The 17,751-nt window shown below is 58.8% G+C and carries 19 protein-coding genes; 11 read left to right on the top strand and 8 right to left on the bottom strand.

Going from position 1 to position 17,751, the window contains the following annotated elements; genetic code table 11:
* Nucleotides 1–4 precede the first annotated feature (4 nt).
* On the bottom strand, nucleotides 5–1,213 hold the full coding sequence (coaBC, locus tag JL015_RS18560; RefSeq protein WP_201001035.1) for a bifunctional phosphopantothenoylcysteine decarboxylase/phosphopantothenate--cysteine ligase CoaBC: 1,209 nt from the start codon (nucleotides 1,211–1,213) through the stop codon (nucleotides 5–7).
* A gap of 134 nt (nucleotides 1,214–1,347) precedes the next feature.
* Here coaBC and radC point away from each other — a divergent pair, with 134 nt between their 5' ends.
* Nucleotides 1,348–2,022, top strand: coding sequence for a RadC family protein (gene radC, locus JL015_RS18555; RefSeq protein WP_201001037.1), 675 nt, complete (start codon nucleotides 1,348–1,350; stop codon nucleotides 2,020–2,022).
* A gap of 88 nt (nucleotides 2,023–2,110) precedes the next feature.
* Here the strand turns inward: radC and JL015_RS18550 are convergent, their stop codons facing one another.
* Nucleotides 2,111–3,697, bottom strand: coding sequence for an ABC transporter substrate-binding protein (locus JL015_RS18550; RefSeq protein ID WP_201019473.1), 1,587 nt, complete (start codon nucleotides 3,695–3,697; stop codon nucleotides 2,111–2,113).
* A 364-nt stretch (nucleotides 3,698–4,061) separates the two neighbouring features.
* Between JL015_RS18550 and rpmB the strand changes: the two genes are divergently transcribed.
* A complete protein-coding gene (rpmB, locus tag JL015_RS18545; protein ID WP_025257921.1) occupies nucleotides 4,062–4,295 on the top strand; it encodes a 50S ribosomal protein L28 in 234 nt (77 codons plus the stop codon).
* 10 nt (nucleotides 4,296–4,305) lie between these two features.
* Nucleotides 4,306–4,461: a 50S ribosomal protein L33 gene (gene rpmG, locus JL015_RS18540; RefSeq protein ID WP_007894709.1), complete on the top strand. Its 156-nt coding sequence runs from the start codon at nucleotides 4,306–4,308 to the stop codon at nucleotides 4,459–4,461.
* Between the two features lie 67 nt (nucleotides 4,462–4,528).
* Here rpmG and JL015_RS18535 read toward each other — a convergent pair whose 3' ends face one another.
* Nucleotides 4,529–4,732, bottom strand: coding sequence for a hypothetical protein (locus JL015_RS18535; RefSeq protein WP_201019472.1), 204 nt, complete (start codon nucleotides 4,730–4,732; stop codon nucleotides 4,529–4,531).
* A 72-nt stretch (nucleotides 4,733–4,804) separates the two neighbouring features.
* The gene (locus tag JL015_RS18530) at nucleotides 4,805–5,176 is read right to left on the bottom strand and encodes a cupin domain-containing protein (RefSeq protein WP_201019471.1); all 372 of its coding nucleotides are present in this window, start codon (nucleotides 5,174–5,176) and stop codon (nucleotides 4,805–4,807) included.
* A gap of 250 nt (nucleotides 5,177–5,426) precedes the next feature.
* On the opposite strand from JL015_RS18530, the gene JL015_RS18525 reads away from it, so the two are divergent.
* Together JL015_RS18525 and JL015_RS18520 are read left to right on the top strand one after the other, a co-directional pair.
* The gene (locus JL015_RS18525) at nucleotides 5,427–6,920 is read left to right on the top strand and encodes an aldehyde dehydrogenase (RefSeq protein WP_201001043.1); all 1,494 of its coding nucleotides are present in this window, start codon (nucleotides 5,427–5,429) and stop codon (nucleotides 6,918–6,920) included.
* Nucleotides 6,921–7,037: 117 nt separating this feature from the next.
* Nucleotides 7,038–8,186 (top strand): MFS transporter, encoded by a 1,149-nt coding sequence (locus tag JL015_RS18520; RefSeq protein ID WP_201019470.1) that lies wholly within the window; start codon nucleotides 7,038–7,040, stop codon nucleotides 8,184–8,186.
* Here the strand turns inward: JL015_RS18520 and JL015_RS18515 are convergent.
* Together JL015_RS18515 and JL015_RS18510 are read right to left on the bottom strand one after the other, a co-directional pair.
* Nucleotides 8,183–9,760 (bottom strand): phospholipase D family protein, encoded by a 1,578-nt coding sequence (locus JL015_RS18515; RefSeq protein ID WP_201019469.1) that lies wholly within the window; start codon nucleotides 9,758–9,760, stop codon nucleotides 8,183–8,185. The genes JL015_RS18520 and JL015_RS18515 overlap by 4 nt on opposite strands.
* 68 nt (nucleotides 9,761–9,828) lie before the next feature.
* On the bottom strand, nucleotides 9,829–11,250 hold the full coding sequence (locus JL015_RS18510) for an aminotransferase-like domain-containing protein (protein WP_201019468.1): 1,422 nt from the start codon (nucleotides 11,248–11,250) through the stop codon (nucleotides 9,829–9,831).
* A gap of 174 nt (nucleotides 11,251–11,424) precedes the next feature.
* Between JL015_RS18510 and JL015_RS18505 the strand changes: the two genes are divergently transcribed.
* Nucleotides 11,425–11,658, top strand: coding sequence for a DUF1127 domain-containing protein (locus JL015_RS18505; protein ID WP_201019467.1), 234 nt, complete (start codon nucleotides 11,425–11,427; stop codon nucleotides 11,656–11,658).
* A 1-nt stretch (nucleotide 11,659) separates the two neighbouring features.
* Here the strand turns inward: JL015_RS18505 and JL015_RS18500 are convergent, their stop codons facing one another.
* The gene (locus JL015_RS18500) at nucleotides 11,660–12,961 is read right to left on the bottom strand and encodes an NAD(P)/FAD-dependent oxidoreductase (protein WP_201019466.1); all 1,302 of its coding nucleotides are present in this window, start codon (nucleotides 12,959–12,961) and stop codon (nucleotides 11,660–11,662) included.
* 107 nt (nucleotides 12,962–13,068) lie between these two features.
* On the opposite strand from JL015_RS18500, the gene JL015_RS18495 reads away from it, so the two are divergent.
* Nucleotides 13,069–13,422, top strand: a complete 354-nt coding sequence (locus JL015_RS18495; RefSeq protein WP_200993666.1) for a YkgJ family cysteine cluster protein — start codon at nucleotides 13,069–13,071, stop codon at nucleotides 13,420–13,422.
* Between the two features lie 44 nt (nucleotides 13,423–13,466).
* Here JL015_RS18495 and JL015_RS18490 read toward each other — a convergent pair whose 3' ends face one another.
* The gene (locus JL015_RS18490) at nucleotides 13,467–13,955 is read right to left on the bottom strand and encodes an Lrp/AsnC ligand binding domain-containing protein (RefSeq protein ID WP_025257931.1); all 489 of its coding nucleotides are present in this window, start codon (nucleotides 13,953–13,955) and stop codon (nucleotides 13,467–13,469) included.
* A 156-nt stretch (nucleotides 13,956–14,111) separates the two neighbouring features.
* Here JL015_RS18490 and dadA point away from each other — a divergent pair, with 156 nt between their 5' ends.
* The 4 genes from dadA (at nucleotide 14,112) to JL015_RS18470 (ending at nucleotide 17,588) form a co-directional block, all read left to right on the top strand.
* Entirely contained in the window at nucleotides 14,112–15,413 is a 1,302-nt protein-coding gene (gene dadA / locus JL015_RS18485) for a D-amino acid dehydrogenase (protein WP_201019465.1), read from the top strand.
* The gene (locus JL015_RS18480; protein WP_201001054.1) at nucleotides 15,385–15,738 is read left to right on the top strand and encodes a RidA family protein; all 354 of its coding nucleotides are present in this window, start codon (nucleotides 15,385–15,387) and stop codon (nucleotides 15,736–15,738) included. Before dadA ends, JL015_RS18480 begins: the two co-directional genes overlap by 29 nt.
* A 121-nt stretch (nucleotides 15,739–15,859) precedes the next feature.
* Nucleotides 15,860–16,933, top strand: a complete 1,074-nt coding sequence (gene alr / locus JL015_RS18475) for an alanine racemase (RefSeq protein WP_201019464.1) — start codon at nucleotides 15,860–15,862, stop codon at nucleotides 16,931–16,933.
* 106 nt (nucleotides 16,934–17,039) lie between these two features.
* A complete protein-coding gene (locus JL015_RS18470) occupies nucleotides 17,040–17,588 on the top strand; it encodes a cupin domain-containing protein (RefSeq protein WP_025257935.1) in 549 nt (182 codons plus the stop codon).
* Nucleotides 17,589–17,751: the final 163 nt, after the last annotated feature.

The raw sequence follows: 17,751 nt of genomic DNA, 5'->3' as shown, positions 1-17,751 counted from the left end.
GTAGTTAAACCTGATTCATGCGTTCTGCGATAAAAGTGATCAGCTGGCGGGCAATCTTGGCCTTGCTGGTCTGGGCGAAAAGCGTTGCGTGCAACGCCCGGTCGATCACGCTGCAGGCGTTTTCCTCGCTGTTGAAGCCGATGCTGGGGTTGGCAACATCGTTGGCGACGATCAGGTCGAGGTTCTTGTCCTTGAGCTTGCGTGCAGCATAGTCGAGCAGGTGTTCGGTCTCGGCGGCGAAGCCGACACTGAAAGGGCGATCCGGGCGGGTGGCGATGGTGGCCAGGATGTCCGGGTTGCGGACCATCTGGAGCAGAAGGCCGTCGCCGTTGGTAGGATCTTTCTTGAGTTTGTGTGGCGCGATGACTTCCGGGCGGTAGTCGGCCACGGCTGCGGAGGCGATGAACAAGTCGCAGGGGATCGCAGCTTCACAGGCGGCCAGCATGTCGCGGGCGCTGACCACATCGATACGCGATACGCGATCCGGCGTTTGCAGGTTGACCGGGCCGGTAATCAGCGTGACACGGGCACCCGCTTCCACGGCGGCTTCGGCCAGGGCAAAGCCCATCTTGCCGGAGCTGTGGTTGGTGATGTAACGCACCGGGTCGATGTTTTCCTGGGTCGGGCCTGCGGTGATCAGGACATGCTTGCCGGTCAGGGTCAGGCGCTGGAAGCAGTCGGCGGCGCACTGGGCCAGATCGTTGGCTTCGAGCATGCGCCCGAAACCCACGTCGCCACAGGCCTGGCTGCCGGATGCCGGGCCGAAGACGCGAAAGCCGCGGTCTTCCAGCAGGCGGGTATTGGCCTGCACCGACTCGTCGCGCCACATGGCCTGGTTCATGGCCGGGGCAATGGCGACCGTTGCGTCGGTCGCCAGGACGATGGTGGTCAGCAGGTCATTGGCAATGCCTTGTGACAGACGGGCTATCAGGTCGGCAGTGGCCGGAGCGACGAGGATCAGGTCGGCCCACTTGGCCAGCTCGATATGGCCCATCGCGGCCTCGGCCGCCGGGTCCAGCAGATCCATGTGTACGGGGTGCCCGGAAAGGGCCTGCATGGTCAGGGGCGTGATGAACTCGGCGCCACCTTTGGTCATGACGACACGCACTTCTGCGCCGTGGTCGCGCAACCGGCGAACCAGTTCGGCGCTCTTGTAGGCCGCGATGCCGCCGCCGACGCCCAGAACGATGCGTTTTCGATACAGCCGCTGCATAGGCCTGCCTTTTTGGTCGATTGAATACGCGACAGCGATGACGCCTCCCCAGGCCAGGTCGCCGCGCAAAAAAGATGGGCTAAGATAGCACAGCGACCGCACCGGAACAGCGGCGCCACACACATGGAGGTGCTATGAGTATTCGCAATTGGCCTGTGTCCGAACGCCCGCGTGAGCGTTTATTGGCATCGGGGGCGCAAAGCCTTTCCGACGCCGAGTTGTTAGCCATCTTTTTACGTACCGGCGTGGCCGGAAAAAGCGCTGTAGATCTGGCGCGTCATCTGTTGAATCAATTTGGCAGTCTGAGAGCGCTGCTGGAAAGCGACCTGAGCATGTTCAGCTCGCATCTGGGGCTTGGGCCAGCGAAGTTTGCCCAGTTGCAGGCGGTGATGGAGATGGCGCGTCGGCACATGGCCGAAACATTGCGTCGTGATTCAATCCTGGAAAGCCCGCTGCAAGTGCGCAGGTATCTCAAGGCCATACTTCGGCAGGAACAGCATGAAGTCTTCGGCTGCCTGTTTCTCGACAGCAAGAATCGTGTCCTGACGTTCGAGACCCTGTTTCACGGGACGATCAACGCGGCGTATGTGCATCCGCGACAGGTCGTCAAACGTGCCATGGTCCACAATGCCGCCAGCGTAATCCTGTGCCATAACCACCCTTCGGGCGTCACCGACCCCAGCCATTCCGACATCGAACTGACCAAGCGCCTGAAACAGGCGCTGGCGCTGATCGATGTGCGGGTGCTGGACCATGTGATCATCGGCGATGGAGAACCGCTGTCGATGGTGGAAATGGGTTTGGTGTAGGCCTTTCGCGAATGAGCGGAGCGCCGCCCGATTCGCTCCCACACAGTCTGCGTAGGAGCGAATTCATTCGCGAAGTTTCACAGAGCGCTTACTTCACCTTCACCTTGTAAAAGTCCTGACGCCCGAACGAGCTGACTTCATAGCCGGTAACGTCCTTGCGGGTCAGGGTGGCGGCGGTCGGGTGGGCCAGTGGCAGCCACAGTGCCTGCTGCTGGATCTGCGCCTGGGCCTGTTGATACAGCTTGCTGCGCTGCGCCTGATCGCTGGTGGATTTGCCGTCGCTGATCAGCTTGTCCAGGGTCTTGTCGCAGTAGCGGGCAAAGTTGGTGCCCGACTGCACGGCGGCACAGGAGAACTGCGGCGTCAGGAAGTTATCCGGGTCGCCGTTGTCGCCTGCCCAGCCCATGAACAGCAAGTCATGCTCGCCTGCCTTGGCGCGACGAATCAGCTCGCCCCACTCGATGACCTTGATCTGGGCATCGATACCGATCTGTTTCAGGTCCGCTTGCAGCAACTGCGCACCCAGGCTTGGGTTGGGGTTCAGAAGACTGCTGGAAGGGCGAGTCCAGATGGTGGTCTTGAAGCCATCCTTCAGTCCGGCCTTGGCCAGCAACTCCTTGGCCTTGGCGACATCATGTGGATAACCCGGCAGCTCTTTGGCGTAGCTCCAGGTGTTGGGCGGGTAAGGGCCGTTGGCGATTTCTGCGGTGTCTTCAAACACGGCTTTCAGGTAGTTCGCCTTGTCGAAGGCCAGATTTACAGCCTGACGCACTTCCGGTTTGTCGAACGGCGCGTGCTGGCTGTTGATGGCCACGAACGCTGTCATGAAGGCTTCGTTCTTTTCCACCTTGAGCGTCGGGTCTTTGCTGGCCTCCTGGATATCCAGCGGCTTGGGCGAAAGCGCGATCTGGCATTCATCACGGCGGATCTTCTGCAGGCGCACATTGGCATCCGGCGTGATGGCGTAAATCAGCGTGTCGCTTTCAGGCTTGCCCGCGAAGTAATCCTTGTTGGCTTCGTAGCGCACCACAGCGTCTTTCTGGAAGCGCTTGAATACGAAAGGGCCGGTGCCGATAGGCTGGTTGTTGAGTTTTTCCGGTGTGCCGGCTTTCAACAGCTGGTCGGTGTATTCAGCCGAGTAGATCGACGCAAACCCCATGCTCAAGGTCGCCAGAAAGGTCGAGTCGGCATGGTTCAGGGTAAAGCGCACGGTATGGGCGTCCGGCGATTCGATATTCTTGATCAGTGCAGGCAGTTGCATGGACTGCGCATGCGGGAAGCCGCTCTGGGCAATCTTGTGCCAGGGGTTCTGCGGGTCGAGCATGCGCTTGAAGCTGAACACTACGTCTTCTGCGCTGAGTTCGCGGGTCGGGGTGAAATAGGCGGTGCTATGGAATTTCACTCCGGAGCGCAGTTTGAAATCGTAGGTCAGCCCGTCGCTTGAGACTGTCCACTCCTGCGCCAGGCTCGGTACCAGCTTGCCGCTCTTGGCATCGAAATCTACCAGACGGTTCATCAGCACATCGGCCGAAGCGTTGGTGGTTGTCAGTGAGTTGTACTGCACGACATCGAAGCCTTCGGGGCTGGCTTCGGTGCAGACCACAAGACTCGCTGCCTGAGTCATGACCGGGAAGAGCAGCGGGGCGAGCAAAAAGGGTATTGCAGCAAGACGCATGGCGATATTCCTGTAATCAGAAAGGGTCCATCTGCCGGCGCAGTCTGGTGAGCGCCTTACCCTAGACCATGTGCCTGCTCAGAACAATCGTCACAGCGCGACGAGCGGTCAATTTGCCTGCGTGCCCGTATAGCTTGAGCGCAGGGCTTGCGAATACATATTCCTGAGGCGCAAAGTACATTGCTTGTTGTTGCCTCAAAGGGTTTCTGGTATAAAGCAGCGCTCTTTTCTAGGGGCCCGGTTCCTTCACTGTAGGTGTAGCCGGTAAGACCCTTAAAGAAACGCGGCGCCTGGCGCCAAATGACTGAGAGATTAAGCGGCCAACCCATGCCGGGTTGGGCATGTGGTTTTAGAGGGCTGAGGCATGTCGAGAGTCTGTCAAGTTACTGGTAAGGGTCCAGTAACCGGGAATAACATTTCCCACGCAAACAACAAAACCCGTCGTCGTTTCCTGCCAAACCTGCAGCATCATCGCTTCTGGGTTGAAGGCGAGAAGCGTTTTGTCCGTCTGCGCGTATCTGCCAAAGGCATGCGTATCATCGACAAGCGTGGCATCGAAGCTGTGCTTGCTGATCTGCGCCGCGACGGCAAAATCTAAGGAGATAATCATGCGTGAATTGATTCGTTTGATCTCGAGCGCCGGTACTGGTCACTTCTACACTACCGACAAGAACAAGCGCACTACTCCCGACAAGATCGAAATCAAAAAATTCGATCCGGTTGTACGTAAGCACGTGATCTACAAAGAAGGCAAAATCAAGTAATTGATTCTGTCTCCTGCAAAAAAGCCCGCATCGCTGCGGGCTTTTTTGTGCCTGTCATCTGGCGGGATCAGCCAAACGTGAAGCTCGAAATCAGACCTGCCTGATCTGTGTTTACCTGGACGCGGTTCAGATCGAATTCCCTGGTGCTGAAATCGTCAGGACCCAGAACCCGGGCACGGCCGGTCAGCTCGCTGATGTAGGCCTTGATAGTCGGTATGTAGCGGGTGCCGATCAGGTATTGAAGGGTCTGGGTGATTTGTTCGTTAGTCATTTTCATAGTCCTTTATGAAGAATGTCCGGAATGGACGCCCCTAGATTCATGGATCCAGACGCGCCCCAAGCGTTACTTATTTATATCTTTGGCCTCAAACACGACGTAAATCTTGCGGCATGTTTCCAGTACTTCCCAAGTCCCCCTGAAGCCTGCCGGGATCACGAACCGGTCTCCTGCCCGCAAGGTCTTGGCGCGGCCTTCCTCGTCACGCAGTACTGAAACACCCTGCACGATCTCGCAATACTCATGTTCGGTGTAATTGACCCGCCATTGCCCAGGTGTCCCTTCCCAGACGCCGGCATTCATCTGTCCGCACGGGCTGTTGTAGTGGTTGTAGATCGTCTGCTGCGGATCACCCTTGAAGACTTTTTCGGGGGCAGGGCGATAGTGCTCCGCAGTCGTACCGGCTTCGCTGAAATCGACAATGTTTTCGATGCTCATGTGTTCACCTGGCGCTGAGAAGTGATGCTGGCTTGGATAACGCGCAGCCTTGATAAGTGCCGTGACGTTTAAAATGGTCGTTGAATAAAATCAACATATACGGCCAAAAGTGGCTATTTTTGTCAAATATATTGGATTTGTGAGATCGCTGGTTTAGGGTGGCGAATGCTTCGGGCTGAACTCGCAGGCTCGGGATCGAGTCCTTAATGTTCTACAGCCACGCCACTACCATCAAAAGGAGGACATGCGTATGACCACCCTGACTCATGCTGACTGGGAAAAACGTGCCCAGGATTTAAAGATAGAAGGCCGCGCCTTCATCCATGGCGAATATACAGCTTCCGCTTCAGCCGCTACCTTTGATTGCCTGAGCCCGGTTGATGGCCGTTTACTGGCCAAAGTCGCCAGTTGCGATGCCGCCGACGCCCAGCGTGCCGTAGACAGTGCCCGTAGCGTATTCAATTCCGGTGCGTGGTCGCGTCTTGCACCGACCAAGCGCAAGGCCACGATGATCCGTTTCGCGGGCCTGCTGAAAAAACACGTTGAAGAACTCGCTCTGCTTGAAACCCTGGACATGGGCAAGCCGATCAGCGACTCCTTCAATATCGACATTCCGGGTGCAGCCCAGGCGCTGAGCTGGAGTGGCGAGGCCATCGACAAACTGTACGACGAAGTCGCCGCCACGCCTCATGACCAGTTGGGCCTGGTAACCCGCGAGCCTGTGGGTGTCGTGGCGGCCATTGTGCCGTGGAACTTCCCGTTGCTGATGGCCTGCTGGAAGCTGGGGCCTGCGCTGTCCACCGGTAACTCGGTGATTCTCAAGCCTTCCGAAAAGTCGCCGCTGACCGCCATCCGCATCGCGCAACTGGCGATTGAAGCCGGTATTCCGGCTGGCGTGCTCAATGTCCTGCCGGGGCATGGTCATACCGTTGGCAAGGCTCTGGCCCTGCATATGGATGTGGATACCGTGGTGTTTACCGGTTCGACCAAGATCGCCAAGCAATTGCTGGTCTATTCGGGCGAGTCGAACATGAAGCGCGTCTGGCTTGAGGCTGGCGGCAAGAGCCCGAATATCGTCTTTGCCGATGCGCCGGACTTGCAGGCCGCCGCCGAAGCGGCTGCCAGCGCCATTGCCTTCAACCAGGGTGAAGTCTGTACGGCCGGTTCGCGGCTGTTGGTCGAGCGCTCCATCAAGGATCGCTTCCTGCCGCTGGTGATCGAGGCTCTCAAGGCCTGGAAGCCAGGCAATCCGCTGGACCCGGCGACGACAGTCGGTGCTCTGGTCGATACCCAGCAGATGAATACGGTGCTGTCGTACATCGAGGCCGGACACGCCGATGGCGCCAAGCTGGTCGCAGGCGGCAAGCGCATTCTGGAGGAAACGGGCGGTACGTATGTCGAGCCGACCATTTTCGATGGCGTGAACAATGCGATGAAAATCGCCCAGGAAGAAATCTTCGGTCCGGTTCTGTCCGTCCTGACCTTCGACAGCGCTGAAGAAGCCATTCAGATCGCCAACGACACGCAATATGGTCTGGCTGCGGCGGTATGGACGTCTGACTTGTCCAAGGCGCACCTGACAGCCAGAGCATTGCGGGCCGGTAGCGTGTGGGTCAATCAGTACGATGGTGGCGACATGACCGCTCCGTTCGGAGGCTTCAAGCAATCGGGCAATGGCCGCGACAAGTCGCTGCATGCGTTCGATAAATACACCGAACTGAAATCAACCTGGATCAAGCTGTAAACACGGTTTTGTAAGGCTTTAATCTGTGGGAGCGAATTCATTCGCGAATGAATTCGCTCCCACAGGTCCAGGTTTGCCGGTTGTATTGAACACTTCTTGACCCGTCGGAGCAGGGAAATGCGTTGGGGTACTTATTTCGCTGTGCTGGCCTCGGTCCTGAGTGTCGGCCTGGCGGTGGGCGTCAGCATGCCGCTGGTGTCATTGCGGTTGGAAAGCTGGGGCTATGGCACGTTTGCCATCGGGATCATGGCGGCGATGCCTGCCATCGGGGTGCTGCTGGGCGCGGGGCTTGCGAGCCGACTGGCCTCACACTTCGGCACGGCGAACCTGATGCGTCTGTGTCTGTGGGCCGGTGCATTCTCGGTCGGTCTGCTGGCGCTGCTGCCTTATTACGAGGTCTGGCTGGTCTTGCGCCTGATGCTGGGCGTGATTCTGACCATCGTCTTCATTCTGGGCGAGAGCTGGATCAACCAGTTGGTGATCGAGCGTTTGCGTGGGCGTCTGGTCGCTCTGTATGGCAGTTGCTATGCCTTGAGCCAACTGGCCGGGCCGCTGTTGCTGGGCGTGATCGGCACCGAGGCCGATTATGGTTTCTGGATCGGCGTGGCGCTGCTGGTCAGTTCACCCTTGCTGTTGCTCGGGCGCAGCGGAGCGCCGAGTACCGAAGCCTGCTCGGTGACGTTTCGGGATTTGCTCGGCTTTTGCCGGGGCATGCCGGCCATCGCCTGGGCGGTTTCTCTGTTTGCCGCGTTCGAGGCGCTGATCCTGACGCTCTTGCCGGTTTACTGTCTGCGCGAAGGCTTCACGCCGGAAATCGCCTTGATGATGGTGAGCACTGTGGTGGTCGGGGATGCGTTGCTGCAATTGCCGATCGGCCTGCTGGCTGACCGTGTATCGCGTCGTGCCCTGTTCTCGGGCTGCGCGATTGCCTTGCTGGTTTCCAGCCTGTTGATCCCGTTGCTGATCGATACAGTGCTGATCTGGCCACTGTGGGTGCTGTTTGGCGCCAGTGCGGGTGGTTTGTTTACTCTGTCGCTGATTCTGATTGGCGAGCGTTATCGCGATGATGCGCTGGTGCGCGCCAATGCTCATGTGGCTCAGCTCTGGGGCATCGGTTGCCTGCTCGGGCCGCTGGCTGCCGGTGCCGGTAGCCAGTGGGTCAGTGGCCATGCCTTGCCGTTGATGATGGCGGCCGGGGCATTCGGGTTGGTGATTCTGTCGTTGAGAAGCAATGCATTCGGCGGCAAACAACCCATTGCCGCTTAGAGCATCTTTTCCAGGCCAATGGCCTTGCTGACCCAGGAGTTCAGGCGGCGCCACCAGCCGCCTGGCTCCTTGTGCAGGGTATGCATCTGGCCGTTGTCTTCGGTCACCCATACCACTTGCCCGTTTTCCAGTTTCACCTCGTAGCTCAGGTTCGGGGCCATGCCTTGCAGGGTCAGTTCGCGCAGTTCTTCGGCCAGTTGCGGGCTGTCGACCAGCACGCCTACTTCGGTGTTCCACAGCACCGAGCGCGGGTCGAAATTGAACGAGCCGACAAAGATCTTCTGCCGATCAAAAATCATCGCCTTGCTGTGCAGGCTTGAGTCGGAACTGGTGAGGAACGAGCTTTTCTTGAACAGATGCGGGCCGCTGCCGCTGCTTCCCGTGTCGCCGGGCTGGCGGCGCAGCTCGAAGAGCTTCACGTCATGTTCCAGCAGCGCCTTGCGATAGGGCGCATAGCCGCCATGCACGGCGGGTACGTCGGTAGCTTCCAGTGAGTTGGTCAGCAGGCTCACGGACACACCGGCGTCCGCTCGGTTGGTGAGGTACAGCAAGCCGGCTTCGCCCGGCACGAAGTACGCCGAAATCAGCATCAACTCCTGATGCGCCTTCAGCAGCTCGGGAGCCAGTTGCGTCGTGAGCAGCAAGTGCGGATCGGGCTCTCCGCGCGCCAGTACCTTGGTCGGAGCATCCCACAAGGCCTGGTTGTGTGCCCAGACCAGTTCGTTGAGCCAGGTTTTCAGGCGAGGCCGGGTCTTGTAGCTCATCAGGCGCTCGTACAGGGCTTTATGTAGCTGATGGGCCTCTTCCAGAGAAGCGGCCAACCGTTCACGGGCCTGGGTCAGGTCGCTGGCGGTGGGCAGGATGTACATGAACTCATCAATGGGTTTGCTCAGCGTGCTGTTCCAGTACTGATCGAAGCTGTGTCCCAATTGCTCGGCGACCGGCCCGACGCTGAGCATGTCGATGTCGGTAAAGTTCATGTTGGGCTCGGCGTCGAAGTACTCGTCACCCAGGTTGCGTCCACCGACGATGGCGACACTGTTGTCGGCCAGCCACAGTTTGTTGTGCATGCGTCGATGTTGCCGTGACAGGTTCATCAGCCTCCCGACGCTGCGTGTCACGCCGGTCTCGCGGCCAAGGTTCTGCGGGTTGAACAGGCGGATCTGGATGTTCGGGTGAGCGGCGAGGGTGGCAATGGGCTGATCGAGGCCGTCACTGGTGGTGTCGTCCAGCAGGATTCGCACACGAACCCCGCGATCTGCCGCCTTGAGCAGCTCATCGATCAGGGCGCGGGTGCTCAGGCCGTCATGCACGATGTAGTACTGCAGATCCAGGCTGCTTTTGGCATTGCGGATCAGCTCGGCACGGGCCATGAAGGCATCGGTGCTTTCGGGCAGCAGGCGAAACCCCGAGCGCCCTTCATGGGGCATTGCCAAGGCCTGGATCGAGCGCCCGAATTCGGAGGTTGAAGGCGCCAGGGCCTGGCTCGGCTCGTTGGGAACGCTGAGATGAGTGCAGCCACTGACGCACAGCGCAACCAGCAGGCAAAGGGGCAAGGCCCATGATTTCTTCAAATTGTTTATCCGTCAGGCAGGGTTTCGCATGCGATATGACCCTGGAATAGCGGAAAGATTTTCAGACGTCAGTCGGTTTGTTCGGTCATTTTCGCAATCGTCAGGCCAATCTTGCGTATGGCGCTCTCGATTTCGGGTGTCGGTTTTGGGGCGAAGTTCATGCGCAGGCAGTTCCGGTATTTTCCCGATGCCGAGAAAATACTGCCCACTGCGATCTGTACGTTGTGCTCCAGCAAGGCACGATTCAGGCGCAATGTGTCGAAATCTTCCGCCAGTTCCACCCATAGCATGAAGCCGCCTTGAGGCCGGCTGACCCGTGTGCCTTCTGGAAAGTAGCGCATGACCCAGTCGATCATCTGGTCGCGGCTGCGCTGGTATTGCGTGCGCATGCGCCGCAGATGCGGCTCGTAGTGGCCACCCTGAAGGAATTCGGCAATCGCCAGTTGCGGCTGAGGGGCTGTCGAGCCGGTGCCGATGTATTTCATGTGCAGCACACGTTCCAGATAACGCCCCGGCGCGACCCAGCCGACACGCAGCCCAGGGGCAAGGCTCTTGGAGAACGAACTGCACAGCAGGACGCGGCCATCTTCATCGAAGGACTTGATGGTGCGCGGGCGAGGGTAGTTGAAGGCGAGGTCGCCATACACATCGTCCTCGATGATCGCCACATCGAAACGCTGCGCAAGGGTCAGCAAAGCCCGCTTGCGCGCTTCGGGCATCACGTAGCCCAGTGGATTGTTGCAACTGGGCGTCAGCTGTATGACCTTGATGGGCCATTGTTCCAGCGCCAGTTCCAGGGCTTCGAGGCTAATGCCCGTTATCGGGTCGGTGGGGATTTCCAGCGCTTTCATGCCCAGCCCTTTCAAGGTCTGCATGGCGCCGAAGAAGCTGGGCGAATCCACTGCCACGATGTCGCCTGGCGAGCAAATGGCGCGGATGCTCGCCGACAAGGCCTCGTGACAGCCCGTAGTGATGATCAGGTCATTGGCCGTGAGGTTACAGCCGGAATCCAGCATCAGGCGTGCGATCTGTTCGCGAAGTGTATGGACACCGTAGATATTGTCGTAGTACAGACTGGGCATGCTCTGGCGGCGACTCAGCTGACTCAGCGAGCGCAGCAGCGGTTTGAGGGTCGGGCTGCTGATATCCGGCATGCCACGCCCCAACTGGGTAACTGCATTGGCAGGTGAGACGCGAATCAGGTCCAGCACCTGTTCCCATTGGGAAATATCCACCGGCCTTTGTACCGGGCGGCCCACTGCCGGGAGTGCCGGTGCCTTTCTGCTGGCGGGCACGAAATAGCCGGACTTGGGTTTCGGTGCTGCCAGCCCACTGTCCTCCAGCACTCGATACGCCTGTTGAACGGTGCTCAGGCTGACGCCGTGTTCAAGGCTCAGAGCCCGAACCGACGGCAAGCGGTCGCCTGGGCGATAGAAGCCGTTTTCAATGCGTGAGCCAAGCAGTTCGGCAAGATTGACGTAGAGCGTCATGGCGTACTCTTGAGTGTTGTGGGCTGATAAGCAATACAGATTGGGCAAAAATATAGCATTCAGTGCGGATTCTGACTTGTCTGTATGTAAATAAATAATGGTTTTTGAATCTGTAATGGTTTTCCGGGACGCTCCATCATGACATCACACCAAAACGTGATGGAGGGTCGAAAAATGAACGGGCTCAGCGATGTGCGTTTAGCGCTTCACAGCCAGGAGTTGGAGGAGAAGAGTTCGGTCAAGGCCAGGACGAACTCACAGCCAGACATGAGCCGTTGGGCGCTGTACCGTCACCGCTGGACAACCCGCCACGCGCTGCTGAAGCTGACCGACGATCAGCTTCGCGACATCGGGCTCGATGCTCAACAGGCCATGGCTGAAGCCATGAAACCCTTCTGGAAGATGTAAGTCAGCGCAGTTCCTTGAGCCGATGCCAGAGCATTCCCAGCGCCAGCAATGGCGAGCGCAGATACTTGCCGCCGGGGAAGGTCATGTGCGGCACCCTGGCAAACAACTCGAAGCCATCGCTGTGCTGACCGGCGATGGCTTCGGCCAGTAATCTGCCTGCCAGGTGAGTGGCATTGAGGCCGTGGCCCGCATAGGCCTGGGCATAGAACACATTGGGTTGGTTCTTGAGCTGGCCGATCTGCGGCAGACGGTTGGCACCGATGCCGATCATCCCGCCCCATTGATAATCGATTTTCACCCCGGCCAGTTGCGGGAAGACCTCAAGCATCTTGGGCCGCATGTAGGCGGCGATGTCCTGTGGGTCGCGCCCCGAGTAGTGACACGCGCCACCGAACAGCAGGCGCCGGTCGGCTGAAAGCCGGTAGTAATCCACCGTCACCCGCTGGTCACAGATCGCCATGTCCCGCGGTATCAGTTCGGCTGCCTGTGCCTGGGTCAGCGGCTCTGTCGCAATGATATAGCTGCCGGCAGGCAGAACCTTGCCGCCGAGTTCCGGGTTCAGATCATTCATGTAGGCGTTGCAGCACAGCACCAGGGTTTTGGCTTGAACCGAGCCCGATGCGGTATGCACTCTGACCTGCGGGCCATAGTCGATGCGCGTCACGCCTGAGTTCTCGAACAGTCGAACGCCCAGCGCTTGAGCGGCGGCGGCTTCGCCCAGCGCCAGGTTCAAGGGATGCAGATGCCCGGAACCCATGTCGATCATGCCTCCGACGTAGCGATCCGAACCCACTACGCAGTGCATCTGTTCCGGTTGCAGCAGTTGCAGGCTGTGGCGATAGCCCAGGCTGCGCAATTCTTCGAGGTCTTCAGCGAAACCGGCAAGATCACGCGGCTTGTTGGCGACGTCGCAATAACCCCATTTCAGGTCGCAGTCGATGCCATGGCGCTCGACCCGCTGGCGAACGATCTCGACCGCTTCGATCCCCATCAGCTTGAGCTGGCGCACGCCGTCATGGCCGATGACCGGGGTGAACTGTTCAAGGTCATGGCCGACGCCACGGATCAATTGCCCGCCATTGCGTCCGCTGGCACCCCAGCCGATCTTGCGGGCTTCAAGCAAGGCAACGCTTAAACCACGCTCGGCCAGTTCGATGGCTGTGTTCAGCCCGGAAAACCCGCCGCCAACCACACACACATCCACCGTCAGCTCACCTTGTAGCGCAGGGTGATCCGGTTGCGGATGGCTGCTGGCGGCGTAATACGAGGCGGCGTGCTGGTTGTGGTGAACGCGGGCGTTCATGGAGTGATCCTGTTGGCGGGGGTGAAAATCAGCAGCGAGGATAAGCCGCTGTCATGCGCCTGCCAACTGAGGCAAAATCCCATCACTGTGTTCGGGTGGTCGATTCAATGAGCTGCAACCGTGAAAAAATCCGCGATCTGCGGCGTCAGATTCCCTCGTTCGAGTGTGTGCCTGGTTGCCACGATTGCTGTGGCCCGGTGACCACCTCACCCGAAGAAATGTCCCGCCTGCCCCGCAAGACCGCCGCCGAACAGGAAGCCGCGCTGAACGAGCTGAACTGTGTGCATCTTGGCCCCAACGGCTGCACGGTGTATGACGAGCGCCCGCTGATCTGCCGTCTGTTCGGTACCACCCAGACCCTGCCATGCCCGAACGGACGGCGACCTGTCGAGCTGATTCATCCTCGGGTCGAGAAACAGATCCATGAGTACATGGCTTCGACAAGGCAGGTGCTGGTCTAAACCCTATTTGCGAATGAATTCGCTCCCACCGGGGGGCATTGGGGTTAATCCGCAATCGGCAGGTTCAGGCTCTCCTTCACTTCTTCCATCACGATATAGCTCTTGGACTCCCGCACATGGGGCAGTTTGAGCAGGATGTCGCCCAGCAGCTTGCGGTACGAAGCCATTTCCGAGATGCGGGCCTTGACCAGGTAGTCGAAGTCGCCTGACACCAGATGGCATTCCAGTACATGAGGCAGTTTCAGGATTGCCCGACGAAACTCGTCGAAAGTGTCGCCTGATTTGTAATCCAGACTAATCTCCACGAAAACCAGCAGGCTGGCCTTGAGGTACTGAGGGTTGAGACGGGCGTTGTAGCCCATGATGATGCCTTCGCGTTCCAGCCTGCGCACCCGCTCGGTGCAGGGTGTGGTCGACAGCCCGACGCGCTCCCCAAGCTCCGTGAACGAGATTCGTCCGTCTGCCTGGAGGATGCGCAGGATATTGCGGTCGATCTTGTCCAGCTCACGTTTTGACTGGTGTTGAGTGCGCACAGGCGGTTTCCCCTCTACGAAAACGTTCTTTGCCGATAATTAGCGCTGAATATACGCAGATATACAGTGAGATACACTGCTCGATGCTCAATATACTGCACACATTCCTGCTTTAAACTTCAAATGTCAGCGGATATCCGCGATGAGGTTGTCGACATGCGTGTTCTGGTCCTTGGTAGTGGTGTGATCGGTACAACCAGTGCCTATTATCTGGCTCGGGCCGGCTTCCAGGTTACAGTGGTGGATCGTCAGCCAGCCGTAGCCATGGAAACCAGTTTTGCCAACGCCGGCCAGGTATCGCCAGGCTACGCATCGCCATGGGCTGCGCCGGGCGTGCCGCTCAAGGCAATCAAATGGCTGCTTCAGCGTCATGCGCCCTTGGCGATCAAGGCCACGGCCGATATCGATCAGTACCTGTGGATGGCGCAAATGCTGCGCAACTGCACCGCCAGCCGCTATGCCGTGAACAAGGAGCGCATGGTGCGTCTGTCCGAGTACAGCCGCGATTGCCTCGACGAGCTGCGTCTTGAAACCGGCATTGCCTACGAAGGCCGCAGCCTGGGCACCACTCAGTTGTTCCGCACCCAGGAGCAACTGGACAACGCTGCGAAAGACATCGCGGTTCTCGAACAATCCGGTGTGCCCTACGAACTGCTGGACCGCGAAGGCATTGCCCGGGTCGAGCCGGCTCTGGCTGGCGTCACCAACATTCTGAGTGGTGCATTGCGTCTGCCCAACGACCAGACCGGCGACTGCCAACTGTTCACTACCCGTCTGGCGGAAATGGCCGTCAAGCTGGGCGTCGAGTTTCGTTACGGCCAGTCCATCGAGCGCCTCGACCATGTGGGCGACCGTATCAATGGCGTCTGGATCGATGGCAAGCTCGAAACCGCAGACCGTTATGTGCTGGCGCTGGGCAGCTACTCGCCGCAATTGCTCAAGCCGCTGGGTATCCGGGCGCCGGTCTACCCGCTCAAGGGCTATTCCTTGACCGTGCCGATCACCAATACCGACATGGCACCGACCTCGACCATTCTCGATGAAACCTACAAGGTTGCCATCACCCGTTTCGACAACCGTATCCGCGTTGGCGGTATGGCTGAAATTGCCGGTTACGACCTGTCGCTCAACCCTCGGCGTCGCGAAACACTGGAGATGATCGTCAACGACCTCTATCCTCGGGGCGGCGATCTGACCCAGGCCAGTTTCTGGACCGGGCTGCGTCCGACCACGCCGGATGGCACACCTATCGTGGGTGCAACGCCGTTCCGTAATCTGTTCCTCAATACCGGCCACGGAACACTTGGCTGGACCATGGCTTGCGGCTCCGGGCGTTTGCTGGCCGACCTCATGGCGAGCGAAAAACCTCAGATCAGTGCCGCAGGCCTCGATATTTCTCGCTATGGCAGTACCAAGGAGAGTGCAAAACATGTCAATCCAGCGCCAGCTCACCAATGAGCGCATGAGTCAGATCGTCGTCCACAATGGCACCGTTTATCTGTCGGGGCAGGTGGGGGATGACATGGCGGGCGGGATCGAAAAGCAGACCCGCGAGACACTCGATAACATCGAGCGTCTTCTGGACCTGGCAGGCACAACCAAAAGTCGCATCCTGTCTGTCACGATTTACCTGAAGGACATCGATGCTCACTTTGCCGGCATGAACAGTGTCTGGGACAAATGGCTGCCAAAAGGCGTCGCACCTGCGCGTGCGACGGTCGAGGCCAAGCTGTGCGAACCGGAGATCCTTGTCGAGCTTTCAGTGGTTGCTGCGTTGCCATAACCGTAGGAATTCATTCGCGAAGGCTGAGCCGCATACTGCATGGATGTGTTGGGTGTGGCTTTCGCGAATGAATTCGCTCCTACATGAGTTTTAATCTTTTCTATATCAGAACTATCTTCCCATGCGTCCAGCCCGCGCCCTGATTGATCTTCAAGCCCTGCGTCACAATTACCAACTGGCCCGCGAAGCGACCGGTGCCAAAGCCCTCGCCGTTATCAAGGCCGATGCTTATGGTCACGGCGCTGTGCGTGTGGCCCAGGCATTGGAGGCCCAAGCCGACGGTTTTGCCGTGGCCTGCATCGAAGAGGCTCTGGAGCTGCGTGAAGCGGGCATTCGTGCGCCGATCCTGTTGCTGGAAGGTTTCTTCGAGGCCGATGAGCTGGCGCTGATCGTTGAGCATGACCTGTGGTTCGTCGTGCATTCCCTATGGCAACTGGAAGCCATCGAAAAAGCCAGCATCAGCAAGCCGTTGACCGTATGGCTCAAGCTCGACACCGGCATGCACCGGGTCGGCTTGCATCCGTCCGAGTATCAGGCGGGTTATCAACGTCTGCTGGCGACCGGCAAGGTGGCGAAGATCGTCTTGATGAGCCACTTCGCCCGTGCCGACGAACTGGCGTGCTCGCGCAGCGATGAGCAGGTCGCCGTATTCGAGGCCGCCCGCCAGGGCCTCATGGCGGAAGTCAGCCTGCGCAACTCGCCCGCGGTACTGGGCTGGCCGAATATTCCCAGTGACTGGGTACGTCCCGGCATCATGCTGTATGGCGCAACGCCCTTCGACCAGCCGCAGGCACTGGCTGACCGCTTGCAGCCGGTGATGACTCTGGAGTCGAAAATCATCGGCGTGCGCGAACTGCCTGCTGGCGAGCCTGTGGGTTATGGCGCCATCTTTGTCACCGAACGCCCGACCCGTGTCGGTGTAGTCGCCATGGGTTATGCCGATGGCTATCCGCGCCAGGCGCCTACTGGTACGCCGGTCTGGATCGACGGTCAACCGAGCCGGTTGCTGGGGCGGGTTTCCATGGACATGCTCTGTGTGGACCTGACCGACTTGCCTCAGGCGGGCCTCGGCAGCCGTGTCGAGCTGTGGGGCAAGAACGTACTGGCCAGCGAAGTTGCTGCGCAGGCTGGCACCATCCCTTACCAGATATTCTGCAATCTGCGGCGTGTCCCGAGGGTCTATTCGCAAGAATGACCCCGCTGGCCCGGTTAAAAGTCCGAAGTGTTGTAAATACTGAACGCTGTTGCCATCATGTCGTTCATCTCGACTTTAACCTTACCGAACCAGGGGGAATGCCGCATTGGACGTCGGTGAACGACTGCAATCCATTCGCAAGCTCAAGGGCCTGTCCCAGCGCGAACTCGCCAAGCGGGCAGGTGTGACCAACAGCACCATTTCCATGATCGAGAAAAACAGCGTCAGCCCCTCGATCAGTTCCCTGCGCAAGGTGCTCGGCGGGATTCCCATGTCCATGGTCGAGTTCTTTTCCGAAGAGCTTGAGCCGGAAAATCCAACCCAGGTGGTCTACAAGGCCAGCGAGTTGATTGATATTTCCGATGGTGCCGTGACCATGAAGCTGGTGGGCAAATCGCATCCCGGTCGGGCCATTGCCTTTCTCAACGAAATCTACCCGCCAGGGGCCGATACCGGTGAAGAAATGCTGGTACACGAAGGCGAAGAAACCGGAATTCTGGTCGAAGGACGACTGGAACTGGTCGTCGGTCTGGACACCTACATCCTCGAAGCAGGCGACAGCTACTATTTCGAGAGCACCAAACCACATCGATTCCGCAATCCGTTCGATGTGCCGGCGCGACTAATCAGCGCAGCCACCCCGGCCAATTTTTGACCAGAAGTAGCGCAATCGCCTCATGTATACGGGCTGGCTGGCCAGACACCCCATGAATGGGCTTCAAGGCTAATAACCTTTCTGTCTGTAGGGGTGTTTCGGCTCAAAGGGCTAGTCGCTATAATTCGCCCGCCTGCCAAACCGTGGTCGCGGGCGTGATTAG

Origin of the sequence: Pseudomonas cichorii (assembly GCF_015471405.1) — a bacterium.
In the GTDB taxonomy this organism is placed as follows: Bacteria; Pseudomonadota; Gammaproteobacteria; order Pseudomonadales; family Pseudomonadaceae; genus Aquipseudomonas; species Aquipseudomonas serbiensis.
This window is presented reverse-complemented; position numbering and strand designations above follow the sequence as displayed.

Bases quoted from the DNA above. Each gene is read 5' to 3' on its own strand.
- coaBC (WP_201001035.1), bottom strand. From the start codon at position 1,213: ATGCAGCGGCTGTATCGAAAACGCATCGTTCTGGGCGTCGGCGGCGGC.
- radC (WP_201001037.1), top strand. From the start codon at position 1,348: ATGAGTATTCGCAATTGGCCTGTGTCCGAACGCCCGCGTGAGCGTTTA.
- JL015_RS18550 (WP_201019473.1), bottom strand. From the start codon at position 3,697: ATGCGTCTTGCTGCAATACCCTTTTTGCTCGCCCCGCTGCTCTTCCCG.
- rpmB (WP_025257921.1), top strand. From the start codon at position 4,062: ATGTCGAGAGTCTGTCAAGTTACTGGTAAGGGTCCAGTAACCGGGAAT.
- rpmG (WP_007894709.1), top strand. From the start codon at position 4,306: ATGCGTGAATTGATTCGTTTGATCTCGAGCGCCGGTACTGGTCACTTC.
- JL015_RS18535 (WP_201019472.1), bottom strand. From the start codon at position 4,732: ATGACTAACGAACAAATCACCCAGACCCTTCAATACCTGATCGGCACC.
- JL015_RS18530 (WP_201019471.1), bottom strand. From the start codon at position 5,176: ATGAGCATCGAAAACATTGTCGATTTCAGCGAAGCCGGTACGACTGCG.
- JL015_RS18525 (WP_201001043.1), top strand. From the start codon at position 5,427: ATGACCACCCTGACTCATGCTGACTGGGAAAAACGTGCCCAGGATTTA.
- JL015_RS18520 (WP_201019470.1), top strand. From the start codon at position 7,038: ATGCGTTGGGGTACTTATTTCGCTGTGCTGGCCTCGGTCCTGAGTGTC.
- JL015_RS18510 (WP_201019468.1), bottom strand. From the start codon at position 11,250: ATGACGCTCTACGTCAATCTTGCCGAACTGCTTGGCTCACGCATTGAA.
- JL015_RS18505 (WP_201019467.1), top strand. From the start codon at position 11,425: ATGAACGGGCTCAGCGATGTGCGTTTAGCGCTTCACAGCCAGGAGTTG.
- JL015_RS18500 (WP_201019466.1), bottom strand. From the start codon at position 12,961: ATGAACGCCCGCGTTCACCACAACCAGCACGCCGCCTCGTATTACGCC.
- JL015_RS18495 (WP_200993666.1), top strand. From the start codon at position 13,069: ATGAGCTGCAACCGTGAAAAAATCCGCGATCTGCGGCGTCAGATTCCC.
- dadA (WP_201019465.1), top strand. From the start codon at position 14,112: ATGCGTGTTCTGGTCCTTGGTAGTGGTGTGATCGGTACAACCAGTGCC.
- JL015_RS18480 (WP_201001054.1), top strand. From the start codon at position 15,385: ATGTCAATCCAGCGCCAGCTCACCAATGAGCGCATGAGTCAGATCGTC.
- alr (WP_201019464.1), top strand. From the start codon at position 15,860: ATGCGTCCAGCCCGCGCCCTGATTGATCTTCAAGCCCTGCGTCACAAT.